At 68.2% G+C, this 16,040-nt stretch carries 16 protein-coding genes; 11 read left to right on the top strand and 5 right to left on the bottom strand.

The genetic code is table 11. The features are described 5' to 3' along the window. Window positions 1-31 precede the first annotated feature (31 nt). Entirely contained in the window at window positions 32-1,267 is a 1,236-nt protein-coding gene (gene queG, locus QZM67_RS18800; protein ID WP_301805704.1) for a tRNA epoxyqueuosine(34) reductase QueG, read from the bottom strand. 17 nt (window positions 1,268-1,284) lie between these two features. Here queG and tsaE point away from each other — a divergent pair, with 17 nt between their 5' ends. Together tsaE and QZM67_RS18790 are read left to right on the top strand one after the other, a co-directional pair. Beyond that, window positions 1,285-1,839 carry a tRNA (adenosine(37)-N6)-threonylcarbamoyltransferase complex ATPase subunit type 1 TsaE gene (gene tsaE / locus QZM67_RS18795; protein ID WP_043190084.1) on the top strand — a complete coding sequence of 185 codons (555 nt, stop codon included), beginning with the start codon at window positions 1,285-1,287 and terminating at the stop codon, window positions 1,837-1,839. After that, window positions 1,821-3,347 carry an N-acetylmuramoyl-L-alanine amidase gene (locus tag QZM67_RS18790; protein WP_043190086.1) on the top strand — a complete coding sequence of 509 codons (1,527 nt, stop codon included), beginning with the start codon at window positions 1,821-1,823 and terminating at the stop codon, window positions 3,345-3,347. Before tsaE ends, QZM67_RS18790 begins: the two co-directional genes overlap by 19 nt. Before the next feature lie 54 nt (window positions 3,348-3,401). Here the strand turns inward: QZM67_RS18790 and QZM67_RS18785 are convergent, their stop codons facing one another. Beyond that, a complete protein-coding gene (locus QZM67_RS18785) occupies window positions 3,402-4,280 on the bottom strand; it encodes an EamA family transporter (protein ID WP_179258737.1) in 879 nt (292 codons plus the stop codon). A 260-nt stretch (window positions 4,281-4,540) separates the two neighbouring features. On the opposite strand from QZM67_RS18785, the gene QZM67_RS18780 reads away from it, so the two are divergent. Beyond that, the gene (locus QZM67_RS18780) at window positions 4,541-5,422 is read left to right on the top strand and encodes a pirin family protein (protein ID WP_301805702.1); all 882 of its coding nucleotides are present in this window, start codon (window positions 4,541-4,543) and stop codon (window positions 5,420-5,422) included. A 52-nt stretch (window positions 5,423-5,474) separates the two neighbouring features. Beyond that, a complete protein-coding gene (gene trxA, locus QZM67_RS18775; RefSeq protein WP_043190090.1) occupies window positions 5,475-6,323 on the top strand; it encodes a thioredoxin in 849 nt (282 codons plus the stop codon). A 115-nt stretch (window positions 6,324-6,438) separates the two neighbouring features. Here the strand turns inward: trxA and QZM67_RS18770 are convergent, their stop codons facing one another. After that, window positions 6,439-7,296 (bottom strand): ThiF family adenylyltransferase, encoded by an 858-nt coding sequence (locus QZM67_RS18770; protein ID WP_175021997.1) that lies wholly within the window; start codon window positions 7,294-7,296, stop codon window positions 6,439-6,441. Window positions 7,297-7,424: 128 nt separating this feature from the next. Here QZM67_RS18770 and pdxH point away from each other — a divergent pair, with 128 nt between their 5' ends. The 3 genes from pdxH (at window position 7,425) to QZM67_RS18755 (ending at window position 10,724) form a co-directional block, all read left to right on the top strand. Continuing rightward, window positions 7,425-8,069, top strand: a complete 645-nt coding sequence (gene pdxH / locus QZM67_RS18765; protein WP_175021998.1) for a pyridoxamine 5'-phosphate oxidase — start codon at window positions 7,425-7,427, stop codon at window positions 8,067-8,069. Between the two features lie 121 nt (window positions 8,070-8,190). Next, complete coding sequence (locus tag QZM67_RS18760) at window positions 8,191-9,411, top strand: cyclopropane-fatty-acyl-phospholipid synthase family protein (protein WP_175021999.1); 1,221 nt, start codon at window positions 8,191-8,193, stop codon at window positions 9,409-9,411. A gap of 23 nt (window positions 9,412-9,434) precedes the next feature. Continuing rightward, window positions 9,435-10,724 carry a DUF72 domain-containing protein gene (locus QZM67_RS18755; protein ID WP_301805697.1) on the top strand — a complete coding sequence of 430 codons (1,290 nt, stop codon included), beginning with the start codon at window positions 9,435-9,437 and terminating at the stop codon, window positions 10,722-10,724. Window positions 10,725-10,746: 22 nt separating this feature from the next. On the opposite strand, the gene msrA is transcribed toward QZM67_RS18755, so the two are convergent. Next, window positions 10,747-11,307, bottom strand: a complete 561-nt coding sequence (gene msrA / locus QZM67_RS18750) for a peptide-methionine (S)-S-oxide reductase MsrA (protein WP_043190104.1) — start codon at window positions 11,305-11,307, stop codon at window positions 10,747-10,749. Window positions 11,308-11,889: 582 nt separating this feature from the next. Here msrA and QZM67_RS18745 point away from each other — a divergent pair. The 3 genes from QZM67_RS18745 to QZM67_RS18735 all read left to right on the top strand — a co-directional run bounded on the left by QZM67_RS18745 (window position 11,890) and on the right by QZM67_RS18735 (window position 14,767). Next, complete coding sequence (locus QZM67_RS18745) at window positions 11,890-13,296, top strand: selenium-binding protein SBP56-related protein (RefSeq protein ID WP_301805693.1); 1,407 nt, start codon at window positions 11,890-11,892, stop codon at window positions 13,294-13,296. Next, entirely contained in the window at window positions 13,293-13,958 is a 666-nt protein-coding gene (locus tag QZM67_RS18740) for a hypothetical protein (protein ID WP_301805690.1), read from the top strand. The genes QZM67_RS18745 and QZM67_RS18740 overlap by 4 nt, the downstream gene beginning before the upstream one ends. Before the next feature lie 302 nt (window positions 13,959-14,260). Continuing rightward, window positions 14,261-14,767 carry a flavin reductase family protein gene (locus tag QZM67_RS18735; RefSeq protein ID WP_043190113.1) on the top strand — a complete coding sequence of 169 codons (507 nt, stop codon included), beginning with the start codon at window positions 14,261-14,263 and terminating at the stop codon, window positions 14,765-14,767. Here QZM67_RS18735 and QZM67_RS18730 read toward each other — a convergent pair. Beyond that, window positions 14,754-15,254 carry an Lrp/AsnC family transcriptional regulator gene (locus QZM67_RS18730; RefSeq protein WP_006477992.1) on the bottom strand — a complete coding sequence of 167 codons (501 nt, stop codon included), beginning with the start codon at window positions 15,252-15,254 and terminating at the stop codon, window positions 14,754-14,756. The genes QZM67_RS18735 and QZM67_RS18730 overlap by 14 nt on opposite strands. 130 nt (window positions 15,255-15,384) lie before the next feature. Here QZM67_RS18730 and kynB point away from each other — a divergent pair, with 130 nt between their 5' ends. Further along, the gene (gene kynB / locus QZM67_RS18725; RefSeq protein ID WP_301805687.1) at window positions 15,385-16,026 is read left to right on the top strand and encodes an arylformamidase; all 642 of its coding nucleotides are present in this window, start codon (window positions 15,385-15,387) and stop codon (window positions 16,024-16,026) included. Window positions 16,027-16,040: the final 14 nt, after the last annotated feature.

The following is a 16,040-nucleotide window of genomic DNA, read 5'->3' as shown; positions in this document are numbered from 1 at the left end:
CGCCGCGCGCCGACGACACTTTACGCCGCCTTCACGCGGCACGCAGCGCCCATTCGACATGCTCGCGCACGACCGGCGACGGGTCGTCGGCCCGCGCGCGCAACGCGGCGACGATCGCGTCGCGCGCGGCCGGTGCGAGCCGGCCCGCGTCCGCGCTCAGCGCATTGCCGAGCCCGACCGCGAGATTGCGCAGCCAGCTTTCGTAGCCGATGCGCCGGATCGCACTGCCCTGCATCCGCGTATCGAACGTGTCCGCATCCCACGCAAACAGCTCGACGAGCGTCGCGCGATCGAGGCCGTGCCGCACGTCGAAATCGGCGACGGGCGCGGCCTGCGCAAACTTGTTCCACGGACACACGAGCTGGCAGTCGTCGCAGCCGTACACGCGATTGCCGATCATCGGCCGCAGCGGCTCGGGGATGCTGCCTTTCAGTTCGATCGTCAGGTACGAGATGCAGCGGCGCGCGTCGACGCGGTACGGCTCGACGATCGCGCCGGTCGGGCAGGCGCCGATGCAGCGCGTGCAGCTGCCGCAGTGCGCGCCGGGTGTCTCGGGCGCGGTGTCGGGCGACGTGTGCGCGTCGGTCGGCAGCGGCACGTCGACGTAGATTTCGCCGAGGAAGAACAGCGAACCCGCGTCGCGCTGCAGCAGCAGCGTGTGCTTGCCGCGCCAGCCGACGCCGGCCTTCTGCGCGAGTTCGACCTCGAGCACGGGCGCCGAATCGGTGAACACGCGGTAGCCGAACGCGCCGATCTCTTGCTCGATGCGCTCCGCGAGCGTCTGCAGCCGGTTGCGCAGCACCTTGTGATAGTCGCGGCCGCGGGCGTAGATCGACACGACGGCCGCCTGCGGATCGTCGAGCCGGGCCCGTTCGCGCGCGCGCCAGTCGTGCGGCACGAGCGCGCCCGGCTCGCTTTCAGGCGCGTCGCCGGTGAGCGTTTCGGCCGGCAAATAGGCGAGCCGCACGGAAATCACGCGTCGCGTACCGGCCACAAGTTCGGCCGGACGCGCGCGTTTCATCCCATGTTTCGCCATATAATCCATTTCGCCGTGGTATCCGGCTTCCAGCCAGGCGGCGAGGCCTGCTTCGGCATCCGAGAGATCGGTATCGCTGATGCCGATCGCCCCGAAACCCAATTCGCGCCCCCACGCCCTGATGCGCGCGGCGAGCGCAGTCAACGCCGCATCGTCGAGCGCGCACGGTGCCGCGCCTTCGGCACGAGTCGAAGGCCTGTCGGATGCGGCGAGTTCCGGTAATCGGTTCATCGCACTATTTTACGAGAATGTCAGCCACGTCCAGCCACCCGCCTCATGCCGTCACGTTGCCTGCCCCGCTCGAGCAGCGCGTGATCGCGCTCGCCGACGAAGCGGCGACCGAGGCTTTCGGCACCCGCTTCGCGCACGCGCTCGACGCGGCACGCGTCGAACTCGCCCGCGCGCATGCGTTCGACGGGCTGCAGATCCAGCTGGTCGGCGATCTCGGCGCGGGCAAGACGTCCCTCGTCCGCGCGATCCTGCGGGGCCTCGGCCACACGGGGCGCGTGCGCAGTCCGACCTATACGCTCGTCGAGCCGTACGCACTCGAACGCGACGACGGGGAACTCGAGGTCTATCACTTCGATCTGTATCGTTTCAACGATCCGGCCGAATGGTCCGACGCAGGCTTTCGCGAATATTTCAATTCCAGCGCGATCTGCCTCGTCGAATGGCCACAACAGGCGGGCACGCTGCTCGGCGTACCCGATCTGGTTTTCTCGCTCGACGTGGATGGCGACGGCCGCGCCCTCACCGTCCGGGCGTACAGCGCTTCAGGAAAGGCATGTCTCGAAAGATGTTGATCAAACCGTTCCGCTCGATCGAATCGGCGGCCACCGCGACGCACAACTGGCGGCGCCGTCAGATCCTGTGCGCGGGCGCGTCGACGCTGGTGCTCGGTCTCGTCGCGCCGCGGCTCGCGCACGCGTCGTCGGTGCTCGGCGTGCGCGTGTGGCCCGCACGCGATTACACGCGCGTCACGATCGAATCCGACCAGCCGCTGCAGAATACCCAACAGCTGCTGCAGGGTCCCGACCGTCTCGTCGTCGACCTGACCGGCCTCGATCTCGACCAGGCGCTGCGCGACCTCGTGTCGAAGATCGCGCCGAACGATCCGCAGATCCAGTCGGTGCGCGTCGGCCAGTATCAGCCGCACGTCGTGCGGATGGTGTTCGACCTGAAAGGTTCGGTGAAACCGCAGGTGTTCACGCTGCCGCCGGTCGGCGCTTACAAGTACCGGCTCGTGTTCGACCTGTATCCGGCCGTCGCGCCCGATCCGCTGACCGACCTGATCGCGCAAACGGAACGCAAGGAACAGGCGCTCAACGACACCGCGCGCGCGCAGCAGATGCAGCCGCCGACCACGCTGGCCGGCCCGGGCACGCCCCCGCCGCCGCCCGCCGCGGGCGACAACAGCGATGCGTTCTTCCAGCGCTTCGCGCAGAACACGCCGGCGACGCCGCACACGCCGCCCGCCACCCCTTCGACGCCCGCAAAGCCGGCCGTCAAGCCGCCGCCCGTCATCGCACGCCGCGACGACAGCGACGACGATGGCGACACCTACAAGTTCACCGCGCCGAAATCCGGCAAGGGCGGCACCGTGCGCCTGCTGACGGTTGCCATCGATCCGGGCCACGGCGGCGAGGATCCGGGCGCGATCGGCGGCGGCGGCACGTACGAGAAGCACATCGCACTCGACATCGCGAAGAAGCTGCGCGCGAAGATCGACGGCGCGCCGAACATGCGCGCGATGATGACGCGCGACGCCGACTTCTTCGTGCCGCTGAACGTGCGCGTGCAAAAGGCGCGCCGCGTGGGCGCCGACCTGTTCGTATCGATCCACGCCGATGCATTCACGACGCCGTCCGCGCGCGGTTCGTCGGTGTTCGCGCTGTCCGATCACGGCGCGACGAGCGCCGCGGCGCGCTGGATGGCGAACAAGGAGAATTCGTCCGACCTGATCGGCGGCATCAACATCAAGACGGCTGACGCGGCCGTGAACCGCGCGCTGTTCGACATGTCGACCACCGCGCAGATCCGCGATTCGCTGCGCTACGGCAACTACGTGCTGAAGGAAGTCGGCGGCATCAACAAGCTGCACAAGGGCTCGGTCGAGCAGGCCGGGTTCGCGGTGCTGAAGGCGCCCGACATTCCGTCGATCCTCGTCGAGACCGCGTTCATCAGCAACCCGGAAGAGGAGAGCCGCCTGAACGACGACAGCTATCGCGACCAGATGGCCGACGCGATCTTCCGCGGCATCAAGCGCTATTTCGCGGCGAATCCGCCGCTCGCGAAGAACCGGATGGCCTGACGGCCATCCCCGGCCACCCCGCCCCGCCGCCGGCACGCAGTGCGTGCCGGCGCGTCACGATGCCGCGAAGCGGCGCATCAGTTTCCCGCCGAAGACATTCACCGCGAGCCCGCCCATCACGAGCGCCGTGCCGATCAATTGCGTGCGCGTCAGATGCTCGTCGAGCAGCAGCGCCGACGACGCGAGGCCGACGATCGGCACCAGCAGCGAGAACTGCGCGACCTGCGCGGCCGGATAGCGCGACAGCAGGCGGCTCCACAGCCCATAGCCGAGCAGCGTCGCGACGAACGCGAGATAGACGACCGCGAAGATCGATGCGCCGTTCAGCCCGGCGAGCGCGGTCGCGATCCGCTGCGGTCCTTCAAACCACAGCGACAGCAGGAAGAACGGCACGGGCGGCACCAGGCTTGCCCACACGACGAGCGACACCAGGTTGGCACGGCCGACCTTCTTCGTGACGATGTTGCCGAACGCCCACATCGCGGCCGAGCAGATCGTCAGCAGGAAGCCCGCGAGCGTCATCTCGCGGCCGCCCTGCGCCGCGATCACGACGAGCCCGCCCGCGGCGATCGCGAGCCCGAACAGGTTCTGAATGCGCAACTGCTCACCGAGGAACAGCATCGCGAACACGAGCGTGAAGAATGCCTGCGACTGCAGCACGAGCGACGCGAGGCCGGCCGGCATGCCGACGTACATGCCGGTGAACAGGAACACGAACTGGCCGAGCTGGATCGTCGCGCCGTACAGCACCAGCAGGCGCCACGGAATCTGCGGCCGGCGCACGAAGAACACCGCGGGCACGGCCGCGAGCGTGAAGCGCAGCGCGCCGAGCAGCATCGGCGGCATGCCGTGCAGCCCGACCTTGATTACGACGAAGTTCACGCCCCACGCCAGGATCACGACCAGCGCAAGCAGCAAGTCCTTCGGGGCCATCTTCGGTGTCTCCTCGATTGTCGAATTGTTGTGCAAGGTGCGCTCGGGCCCTGTCGCTTTGCGCCGGGCTCCCCGAGGCGGTCATCCCCGAACGGGACTTCCTTTGGGGTGAAAACCCGGGGCGGCCCGGCGTTTTCCTGAGAAACCGGTCAGTCTACCGGGTTTCGGCCCCCGGCCCGATACCCGCGCGGTGCACATGGAATCGGCGGCGGACGGCCAGTACAATGACCGGCATCCCCCGCCGCCCTACAGGACCCGCCATGACCGATCCGATCAAAGCCCTGCTGAAGCCGCACGTGCGCGACATCGGCAACCTGCAGGTGCGCCGCACGCTGCCCGCACTCGCCGCACGCCTCGTCGGCCCGTTCATCTTCTTCGATCACATGGGGCCCGCCACGCTGCCGCCCGGCACGGGGCTCGACGTGCGCCCGCATCCGCATATCGGCCTCGCCACCGTCACCTACCTGTTCGAGGGCGCGATCCTGCACCGCGACAGCCTCGGCTCGCTGCAGGAAATCGTGCCGGGCGACGTGAACTGGATGACAGCCGGCCGCGGGATCGTCCACTCCGAACGCACGCCCGACGCGCAGCGCGAAAACGGCCACACCGTGCACGGGATCCAGACCTGGGTCGCGCTGCCGCGCGCGCACGAAACCACCGAGCCGTCGTTCGAGCACCATCCGGCCGCGACGCTGCCGCGCCGCAACGAAAACGGCGTCGAACTGACGGTGATCGCCGGCGATGCGTTCGGGCTGCGCTCGCCGGTCACGACGTTCTCGCGCACGCTGTACGTCGCAGCCGAATTCGCGGCCGGCGGCCGTGTCGAGCTCGACGCGTCGCACGAGGAGCGCGCGGTCTATGTGGTCGACGGCGAGCTCGCGATCGACGGCACGCCGGTGCCGGAGGAGCAGATGGCCGTGCTCGCGCCCGGGGCCGCGGTCACGCTGACGAGCGGCAGCGGCGCGCGCGCAATGCTGCTCGGCGGCGACAAGATCGACGGCGAGCGCTTCATCGAATGGAATTTCGTCGCCAGCAGCCGCGACGCGATCGAGCGCGCGAAAGAAGCCTGGACGCGCCAGGAAATGGGCAAGGTGCCGGGCGAGACCGAGTGGATTCCGCTGCCCGAGTCGAAGCCGCGTTGAAAAAAGGGCGCGCCGCCCCCATCCTGACGACATTCGAACGGAAGAGAACGACATGGACACCACGCTTGCCACATTCGAGAAAGACGTCATCGAGGCGTCGCTGGACGCACCCGTGCTGGTCGACTTCTGGGCGCCGTGGTGCGGCCCCTGCAAGACGCTCGGCCCGCTGCTGGAAAAGCTCGAAGGCGACTACGAAGGCCGCTGGAAACTCGTGAAGGTCAACGTCGACGAGAACCAGGAGCTCGCCGCGCACTTCCAGACGCGCAGCATTCCGCACGTGATCGCGTTCGCCGACGGGCGCCCGGTCGACCAGTTCGTGGGCGTGCTGCCCGAAGGCCAGCTGCGCGCCTTCCTCGACCGGCTGCTGCCGGCCCCCGAGGAAGCCGAACGGCGTGCCGCGCAGTACGCGATGGCCGAGGAGCGCTACGACGACGCGCTCACGCACCTCGAAGCGGCGCTCGCGCTGAACCCGGGCTTCGACGACGCACGCCTCGACCTGATCGAACTGCTGCTCGCGAGCAACCAGGTCGACGCCGCGCGCGCCGAGACCGAGCGGCTGTCGCCGCAAACGCTGCAAAACGGCGATCCGCGCTACCAGGCGATCAAGACCCGCTTCGACGCGCTCGAAGCCACGGCCGACCTGCCGCCGACCGACGCGCTCGAAGCACGCATCGCGGCGAACCCGGCCGACCTCGACGCGCGCTTCGACCTCGCGCAGAGTCTGATCGCGCGGCGCGCGTACGAAGGCGCGGTGGAGCAGTTGCTGGAAATCGTCACGCGCGACCGCGCGTACGGCGACGATCTCGGCCGCCGCACGCTGATCTCGGTGTTCGAGCTGGCCGGCGATCGGCCGGATCTCGTCGCCGGGTGGCGGCGCAGGCTGAGCATGGCGCTCAACTGAACGGATGGGTGACCGGCCGGGCCGCAACGGCCCGGCTGCGGGATCGCCCCGCATGACATACGGCGGCGCGTGTCACGCACCGCAGCATCCCTCAACGACCGCGCTTCACGGCGGCTCAGCCGGCGGCCTGCGCCGCGATCGCGCGCAGCGCATGCGCGGCGGCCGCGAAGCCGAAGCTCGCGGTCACGCACACGCTCGAACCGAATCCCGCACAGTTGAGCCCGGCGACGTGCGCGGCCGCGGACGGCTCGGCGCCGTCCTCGAGATCGCAGGCGGCCGCTTCCGGATAGATCAGCGGCTCGTCCGAATACACGGCGCTGACCTTGAAACGCGCCTTCGGCCCGCGCGGAAAGCCGTGCTGCTTGCGCAACTGCGCGCGCACCTTCGACAGCAGTGGATCCTGGATCGTCAGCGCGAGATCGTCGATCCGGATGCGCGTCGGGTCGAGCTGGCCGCCCGCGCCGCCGACCACGACGAGCGGCTGGCGCTTCGCGACGCACCAGGCGATCAGCGCGACCTTCGTGCGCACGCTGTCGATCGCGTCGATCACGTAGTCGAAACCGCCGCCGAGCAGCGCGTCGAAGTTGTCGGCCTCGACGAAATCCTCGATCCGGTTCACGCGGCACGCGGGATCGATCAGCGCGATCCGCTCGGCCATCGCGTCGACCTTCGGTTTGCCGTAATTGCCGTCGAGCGCGTGGATCTGCCGGTTCGTATTGCTTTCCGCAACGTTGTCGAGGTCGATCAGCGTCAGCGTGCCGACCGCGTTGCGCGCAAGCGCCTCGGCCACCCACGACCCGACGCCGCCGATGCCAATCACCGCGACGTGCGCTCGCTCGAATGCGGCGGCCGCCGGCGCGCCGTACAGCCGCGCGACGCCGCCAAAGCGCCGCGCGCGATCCACGTCAAGCTGGATTTCCGGGGTCGGGGTAAGATCAGAGGAACTGGGCGGGGCAGCGTCGGCGGCAGACATGGCAGCAAGGAAAATGTAAGTCGTGCAGCCCTCTATTTTGCCTGAACTCCCCGCTCGCACGCGCCACTGTACACGCACGTTTCTCGCGCGTTGGCTACAATGGTTCCAGATTGAAGCGTTTGCATAACATGACGACTCTCGCCGATCTCCGCATCAACTATTCACGTGCTTCGCTCGACGAAGCCGATGTCGCCCCCGACCCCTTCGCCCAGTTCGACCGCTGGTTCAAGGAGGCGCTCGCCGCCAAGCTGCCCGAGCCGAACACGATGACGCTCGCGACCGTCGGCGACGACGGCCGGCCGTCGGCACGCATCGTGCTCATCAAGGGCGTCGACGAACGCGGGTTCGTCTTCTTTACCAATTACGAAAGCCGCAAGGGGCGCGATCTTGCCGCGCATCCGCAGGCCGCACTGCTGTTCTACTGGATCGAGCTCGAGCGCCAGGTGCGCATCGAAGGCCGGATCGAGAAAACCAGCGCCGAGGAAAGCGACCGCTATTTCGCGTCGCGCCCGCTCGGCTCGCGCATCGGCGCATGGGCGTCCGAGCAGAGCGCCGTGATCGACAGCCGCGCCACGCTCGAAGCGCAGGAAAAGGCCGTCAGCGAACGCTACGGCGACAACCCGCCGCGCCCGCCGCACTGGGGCGGCTACCGCCTCGTGCCCGACTCGATCGAGTTCTGGCAGGGCCGCCCGTCGCGGCTGCACGACCGCCTGCTCTATACGCGCGACGCCGATACGTCGCCGGACTGGTCGATCTCGCGCCTGTCGCCTTAAGCGCGGCGCCGGCGCAAGCCGGTCGTGTCTCGAGTTACATCCGGGCGCCCGCGTCGCAAGCGGCGGGCGCCGGTCAAGATACTTGGCTGTATTCGATTCAACGAACAAACGGAGAATCCAAATGTTCTGGGAAAAGAAGCTGGCACAGTGGGCGGACGAAGTACGGGCGAAAGCGAACATACCGGCGCGCCTCGTGCTGTGGAACGGCGATCAACTCGATTTCGGCACCTTCAGCGCGCCGCAGGTCACGTTGAAGGTCAACAGTGCGTCGGCGTTGCCGCTGTTGCTCGAACCAAGCCTCGACAATCTCGGCGAGGCGTACGTGAAGGGCAAGATCGACATCGAAGGCAAGCTGTCGGACATCATCAACATCGGCTACTCGCTCGCGCGCAACACGGTGACGAGCGCGAGCAAGCTGGCGCGCGTGAAGCGCTACTTCAATCACTCGAAGAGCACCGACAAGAAGGCGATCCAGTATCACTACGACGTCTCGAACGAGTTCTACCAGCTGTGGCTCGACGAGAACATGGTGTACTCGTGCGCGTACTTCGAGAACGGCGACGAGGATCTCGCCACCGCGCAGATCAAGAAGATCGACCACATCCTGACGAAGATCCGGCTCCAGCCGGGCCAGCGCCTGCTCGACATCGGCTGCGGCTGGGGCGCGCTCGTGCTGCGCGCCGCGCAGAAGTTCGGCGCGCAGTGCCTCGGCGTCACGCTGTCGCAGAACCAGTTCGACCTCGCGACCGCGCGCGTGAAGGCCGCCGGGCTGGAGGACAGGATCGAGATCCGGCTGCAGGACTACCGCGAGATCGACGGCCAGTTCGACCGCATCACGAGCGTCGGGATGTTCGAGCACGTCGGGCGCAAGAACCTGCCGCTCTATTTCTCGCGCGTGCACGACCTGCTCACCGACGACGGCATCGCGATGAACCACGGGATCACGTCGACCGACGCGGAAAGCGGCGAGACGGCGCTCGGCGGCGGCGAGTTCATCGACCGCTACGTGTTCCCGGACGGCGAGCTGCCGCACATCAGCCTCGCGCTCGAAGCCGCGCAGCGCGGCGGGCTGGAAGCGATTGACGTCGAAAGCCTGCGACGGCACTATGCGCGCACGCTCGACATCTGGACGGAAAACTTCGAGGCGAAAGCGGAAGCCGCGCGACAACTCGTCGACGACGAAAAATTCCGCATCTGGCGCGTGTATCTCGCCGGCTGCGCGTATGCGTTCGAGCACGACGACGTGTCGATCTTCCAGATCGTATGCCGCAAGGCCGGGCAGAGCGCGAAAACGCTGCCGTGGTCGCGACGCTATATGTACGAACACGCGCTGCCGCGCTAGGCGGCGCTTCACGCTGGGCATGCATGGGTGACGGCAGGACGCGGCGCAAGGCGCCGCCGGAACGACAGCAGCACGACGACGCGGATGCGCCGCACGCCGACGGGCAATTCGACCTGTTCGGCGTGCCGGCCGACGCTGCACGCGCGTCGCCGGAGGACGATGGCCGGCCTGCCAACACCGACGAGCACGTGACACCGGACGCGCCCGACGATGCGCGGCCGGCTCCGCGCGCCCACTCCCGTTCTTCAGACGAAACCCCGCCTGCCGCTTCCGGCCAGCTGTGGGACGAACCGTCCCCGCCAGCCGCACCGCCGAAGAAAGGCCGGCGCCGGCGCGGCGTGCTGCCCGCGCCGATCGCGCCGGAGGTGGCCGACGCAGCGGCCGGCCTGCCGCCGAACGTCCGGCTCGGCACGTCGTCGTGGTACTTCCCCGGTTGGGACGGCATCGTCTACGACGGCGACTTCGCGCAGACCAAGCTGTCGCGCGAAGGGCTCGAAGCGTACGGCGCGCATCCGCTGCTGAAGAGCGTGAGCCTCGACCGGTCGTTCTACGGCCCGCTGTCGGTGGCCGACTACCTGCGCTATGCGCAGCAGGTGCCCGACGATTTCCGCTTCGTCGTGAAGGCGCCGGCCTCCGTGACCGATGCGGTGATCCGCGGCCGACGCGGCGAACCATCGGGGCCGAACCCGACCTTCCTCGACGCGGCGCTCGCCACCCGCGAATTCGTGCAGCCTTGCCTCGAAGGGCTCGGCCGGAAAGCCGGCGTGCTCGTGTTCCAATTCTCGCCGCTGCCCGATCAGCTGCTCGCCCAGCCGGCCGCGCTGATCGACCGGCTCGCCGCGTTCTTCGCGGCGCTGCCGCCGCTGCCGCCGGAAGCCGACGGCACCCGCTATGCGATCGAGATTCGCGACGCGAGTCTGCTCACGCCGCGCTTCATCCGCGCGCTCGCCGCGCTCGGCGTGCGCTACTGCGTCGGCCTGCACGCGCGGATGCCCGACCCGCTGCGCCAGGCGGCCGCGCTCGCGCTGCTCGACGGCGATGCGCCGGGCCCGCTGATCGTGCGCTGGAGCCTGCACGGCGGCTTCAAGTATGAACAGGCGAAAGCAAAGTACGAGCCGTTCGACAAGCTCGTCGACGAGGATCCGGCCACGCGCTCGGCGCTCGCCGAACTGGCCGCGCGCTATGCGCTGGCCGGGCAGCCGGTGATCATCACGATCAACAACAAGGCGGAAGGCTCCGCGCCGCTGTCGTGCATCGCGCTCGCGCGCGAGATCGCCGCCGCGTGCGCGCAGTGGCGCAACGAGGCGGCTTGATACCAGCTTGCGCCGGCCGCGCTTACGCGCCGCGCAGCGACTTCAGCCGGTGCGAGAACTTCTGCCGGAATTTCGCGAGCTTCGGCCCGATCACGACCGAGCAGTAGCCCTGCCCCGGGTTACGCGCGTAATAGTTCTGGTGATAGTCCTCGGCCGGCCAGTAGTTGTCGTCGAGCGGCACGACCTGCGTGACGATCGGCTGCCCGAACACCTGCTCGCGCTCCAGCTCGCGGATCACGTCGAGCGCCGTGTCGCGCTGCGCGTCCGAATGCGTGAACACGACCGAACGGTACTGCGTGCCGACGTCGTTGCCCTGCCGGTTCAACTGGGTCGGATCGTGCGTCGCGAAGAAGATCTCGAGGATCTCGCGATAGCCGATGCGCGCCGGATCGAACGTCACGTTGACGACTTCCGCGTGGCCCGTGTCGCCTTCGCAGATGTCACGATAGCCGGGATTGCGCGTATGGCCGCCCGCGTAGCCCGACTGGACGGCCGTCACGCCGTCGACGTCGAGGAACACCGCCTCCGTGCACCAGAAGCACCCGCCGCCCACAGTCGCGGTTTCAAGCATTTCGTTCCCCATGAAATCAGCCCCTCGTTGATGACGGCAGCCGGCACGCATGCGCCGGCGCCATCGTTACGCATCGCCGCTGCCCGCGCAGGATGCGGGGCGCAGCGGCACTTCGACAAGTATCTCACTCGCGTGCGAACCCGGCCGATTGGGCAGGTACCGCGCGCGAACGGCACACCCTTTTCTCGTCTACACTGAGGCACGCGCGAACCCGACGGCAAACCCGTCGCGCCGCGCATCGCGTCCGATGCATGCCCGACCCTGATGCAAACATCATCTGCCGGAACATCGATATGCACGCCTCAACAGAAATCACCCACGTCACCCGCCGCGCCGTTGCCGCGTCGCGGGCTGTCGCTTCGACTGTGCCATCGCCCTGCCGTGCCCCCGTGTTGCGCCAGGTGCGGCGAGCCGGCCCATCGCCTTTATCCGCTTTCACGATCTGATGCACGGCGCCGCACGTGTCGCCGACGCGTGCATCCGCCAGCCGATCGCTCCCGCCGGCGTGTCGCGCGCCGCGCGGCCACCCTGGCCCGCACGTCCGCAACGAACGGCCGTGCGGCCACGATCCGACACCATCGAGAGGGCATCACCATGAGCATGCGGCCTGACCCGACGTTTCACGCTTCGCCCGAGCTTGCGATGCAGGCGCCGGCGGAAGAGTTTGCCTATACGTTGTTGCTGAGCCCCGATTTTTCCAGACCCGACGCGCTCGCCGTGATCGACGTGAAGCCCGGCTCGTCGACCTACGGAAAAATCGTGCACACGGTCACGATGCCGAACACCGGCGACGAGTTTCACCACTTCGGCTGGAATGCCTGTTCGTCGTCCCTGTCGCCGCTCACGGGCCACGCGTTTCTCGAGCGCCGCTTCCTGATCATCCCGGGCCTGCGCTCGTCGCGCATCTACGTGATCGACACGAAGCCGCACCCGACGCAGGCGCGCATCCACAAGATCGTCGAACCCGGCGAGATCTTCGCAAAGACCGGCTACTCGCGCCCGCACACAGTGCACTGCGGCCCCGAGGGCATCTACGTGAGCACGCTTGGCGGCGCGGGCAAGGACGGCACCGACGGCGCGCCCGGCATCTTCATCATGGATTGCGAAACCTTCGACGTGCTCGGCCGCTGGGAGATCGACCGCGGCCCGCAGGACAAGCATTACGACTTCTGGTGGAACCTGCCGCGCGACTACATGGTGTCGAGCGAATGGGCGCTGCCGCCGCAGTTCGAAAACGGCATCGTCCCCGAGGATCTGCTCGCGAACAAGTACGGGCACCGGCTGCATTTCTGGGATCTGCGCGCGCGGCGCAACGTGCAGACGATCGATCTCGGCGCGAATCACCAGATGGCGCTCGAGGTGCGGCCCGCGCACGACCCGGTGCGCGAATACGGGTTCGTCGGCGTGGTGGTCGACACGACGAATCTCGAAGGCTCGATCTGGACCTGGTGGCGCGAAGGCGGCCAGTTCCATGTGAAGAAGACCGCGACGATCCCGGCCGAGCCGGCCGCGGCCGACGAACTGCCGCCGCTGCTCAAGGGATTCGGCGCCGTGCCGCCGCTCGTGACCGACATCGACCTGTCGCTCGACGACCGCTTCCTTTACGTGTCGTGCTGGGGCACCGGCGAGATGCGCCAGTACGACGTGTCGGATCCGCACCACCCGGTGCTCGCGGGGTTGGTGCGCATCGGCGGCATCGTGCGCCGCGCGCCGCACGCGAACGGCCGCGCGTTCGCCGGCGGCCCGCAGATGGTCGAGATCAGCCGCGACGGGAAGCGCGTGTACTGGACCAACTCGCTCTATTCGACGTGGGACGACCAGTTCTACCCCGACGGCGTGCCGGCCGCGCAGGTGCTCGCGCATGTGGGGCCGGAAGGCGGGCTGACGCTCGCCGACGACTACTGGGTCGAGTTCCCCGACGGCTATCGCGCGCACCAGATCCGGCTTGAAGGCGGCGACTGCTCGACCGACTCGTTCTGCTATCCGTCGGTCAAGCGTTGAACGCCAGCCTTCACGCCCCGCTCGCGCTGTGGGCGGCCGTGCTCGCGAGCGGGGTGTATCACGGGCTCAACCCCGCGATGGGCTGGCCGCTCGCGGTGTCGAACGCGCTGATGACGCGCCGCGGCAGCGCGCTCGTCGCAGCGCTCGGCTATCTCGCGCTCGGCCATGCGCTCGCGGTCTTCACGGTGATGCTGCCGTTCGGGCTGCTCGCCGCGCTGCTCGCGTGGCAAACGGCGATCCGGATCGGCGCGAGCGCGCTCGTGATCGGCTTCGGCGCCGTGCTGCTGATCCGGCGCCGGCATCCGCGCGCGCTCGCGCGGATTCCGCCCGCCCGGCTCGGCCTGTGGTCGTTCGCGGTCGCGATCGCGCATGGCGCGGGGCTGATGCTGGTGCCGATCTACCTCGGGTTGTGCGGGCTCGACCGGGACGCCGGCCACCGCGCGGCGGCCACGCTCGTCGATGCGCATCTCGGGATGGCGCTGGTCGTCGCGGTCGTGCATGCGATCGCGATGATCAGCGCCGGCGGCGGGCTCGCATGGCTCGTGTACCGCTATCTCGGGCTGAAATTCGTGTCGCGGAGCTGGTTCAATCTCGATGCCGTGTGGGCGTCGAGCCTGATCGTGACGGGCGCGCTGTCGCTCGGACTGGCGGCGGCGCGATAGCGCAGGTATCGATGCCAGGGGTGACGCCGCCGTACCGGCCCGCGCAGCGACGCCGCACAAAAAACGCGACAGAACGGCCGGGGCGGACGCACCCAATCGCGCATCCGGCAGCGCACCGCAGTGTTCGCTACGTCACCCTATCCCCGCATTGCGCCGCCTGGCCGGGCCCGGCGGCCCCGATTCCGCTAAAATCGGGCCATGCGCACCACTTCCGCTCCGACCGCCTTGTCGCCTTTCGTCCACCCCGCCCGTTGCACCCGCCGCGCGCCGTGCCCGCCCGTTTCGTTCCGGATGGCCGCCCGATGAGCCGCGCCACTCCGCCGGATTTCGACGTGACCGCGTTCCGCCAGGCACTCGGCCAGTTCGCGACGGGCGTAACCGTCATCACGACACAGGCGCCGTCCGGGCAACTGATCGGCATCACCGCGAGTTCGTTCAACTCGGTGTCGCTCGATCCGCCGCTCGTGCTATGGAGCCTCGCGCACAAATCGGCATCGACGCCGGTGTTCCGCGGCAACAGCCATTACGTGGTGAACGTGCTCGCCGCGTCGCAGCTCGACCTGTGCAAGCGCTTCTCAAGCTACAAGGGCGACCGCTTCGAAGGGATCGCGCATGCGGCCGGTAACTCCGGGATGCCGGTGCTCGACGGCGCGCTCGCGTGGTTCGAGTGCCACAACCGCAGCCGCTACGACGAAGGCGATCACGTGATCTTCGTCGGCGAAGTGGAGCGCTGCGGCGTCCGCGTGCCGAACGCCGAAGCGCCGCTCGTGTTCCACGGCGGCGGCTTCCACGGCCTTACACCGCTTTGATCGCCCCCGTGCGCGCCAGCCCGACCGGCGCGCCGGCTTCATCCTTCAGCGTCTGCAGCACGATGTTCGAACGGATGTCCATCACGCCCGGCGCCTTGTAGAGCCGGTTCAGCACGAAATCCGAATAGTGCTTGAGGTTGTGCGCGAGCACGCGCAGCAGATAGTGGCTTTCGCCCGTCACGACGAACGCGCCGACGACCTCCGGCCATTCGCGCAGCGCTTCCGCGAAGCGCTCGTGCCATTGATTTTCTTCGTTGCGCATCGACACCTGAACGAACGCCTCGAGTTCGAAGCCGAGCTTCTCGCGGCTCAGGCACGCACGATAGTGCTCGATCACGCCCTGCTCCTCGAGCAGGCGCATGCGGCGCAGACAGGCGGATGGCGAAAGCGAAATCCGTTCCGCCAGATCGAGATTGCTGATTCTGCCCTCTTCCTGCAGCACCGCCAGAATCCGGCAGTCGGTAGCATCGAGCGTGATCGCGTGCATTTTTGGTCCCCGTTTTCCCTCTGAGTCGAATTATCTGCCAATCCGGCGGATTGTCCATGTTTATTTCGCAAGCACTTTCGACGAGCGTCCACCTATCATTCGAAGGATCGACTCACCGAATCGTCATGCCATGAACACCCTCTGGGACATCTCGCCGCCTGTCAGCCCCGCCACCCCCGTGTGGCCGGGCGATACGCCGGTTTCCGTCGAACGCGTGTGGCGGATGGAGGCCGGCTCGCCGGTCAACGTCGCGCGCCTGACACTGTCGCCGCACACGGGCGCGCACTGCGACGCGCCGCTGCACTACGACGCCGACGGCGCGCCGATCGGCGCCGTGCCGCTCGACACCTACCTCGGCCCGTGCCGCGTGATCCATTGCATCGGCGCATCGCCGGTCGTGCAGCCGGCCGATGTCGCGGCCGCGCTCGATGGCGTACCGCCGCGCGTGTTGCTGCGCACCTATGCGCAGGCGCCGCTCGCGCAATGGGACACCGGCTTCTGCGCGGTCGCGCCGGACACCATCGACCTGCTGGCCGCGCACGGCGTAAAGCTGATCGGCATCGATACGCCGTCGCTCGACCCGCAGGAATCGAAGACGATGGATGCGCATCACCGCGTGCGCGCGCACCGGATGGCGATTCTCGAAGGCATCGTGCTCGACGACGTGCCGCCCGACGACTACGAACTGATCGCACTGCCGCTGAAATTCGCGACGCTCGACGCGAGCCCCGTGCGCGCGGTGCTGCGCGCGCTGCCCGCGCGTGCCTCCTGATTACCCCGACTGAC

Source organism: Burkholderia sp. AU45251 (genome assembly GCF_030482905.1).
Taxonomy (GTDB): domain Bacteria; phylum Pseudomonadota; class Gammaproteobacteria; order Burkholderiales; family Burkholderiaceae; genus Burkholderia; species Burkholderia aenigmatica.
The sequence above is the reverse complement of the archived record's forward strand: the minus strand, read 5'-3'. Positions and strand labels throughout refer to the sequence as shown.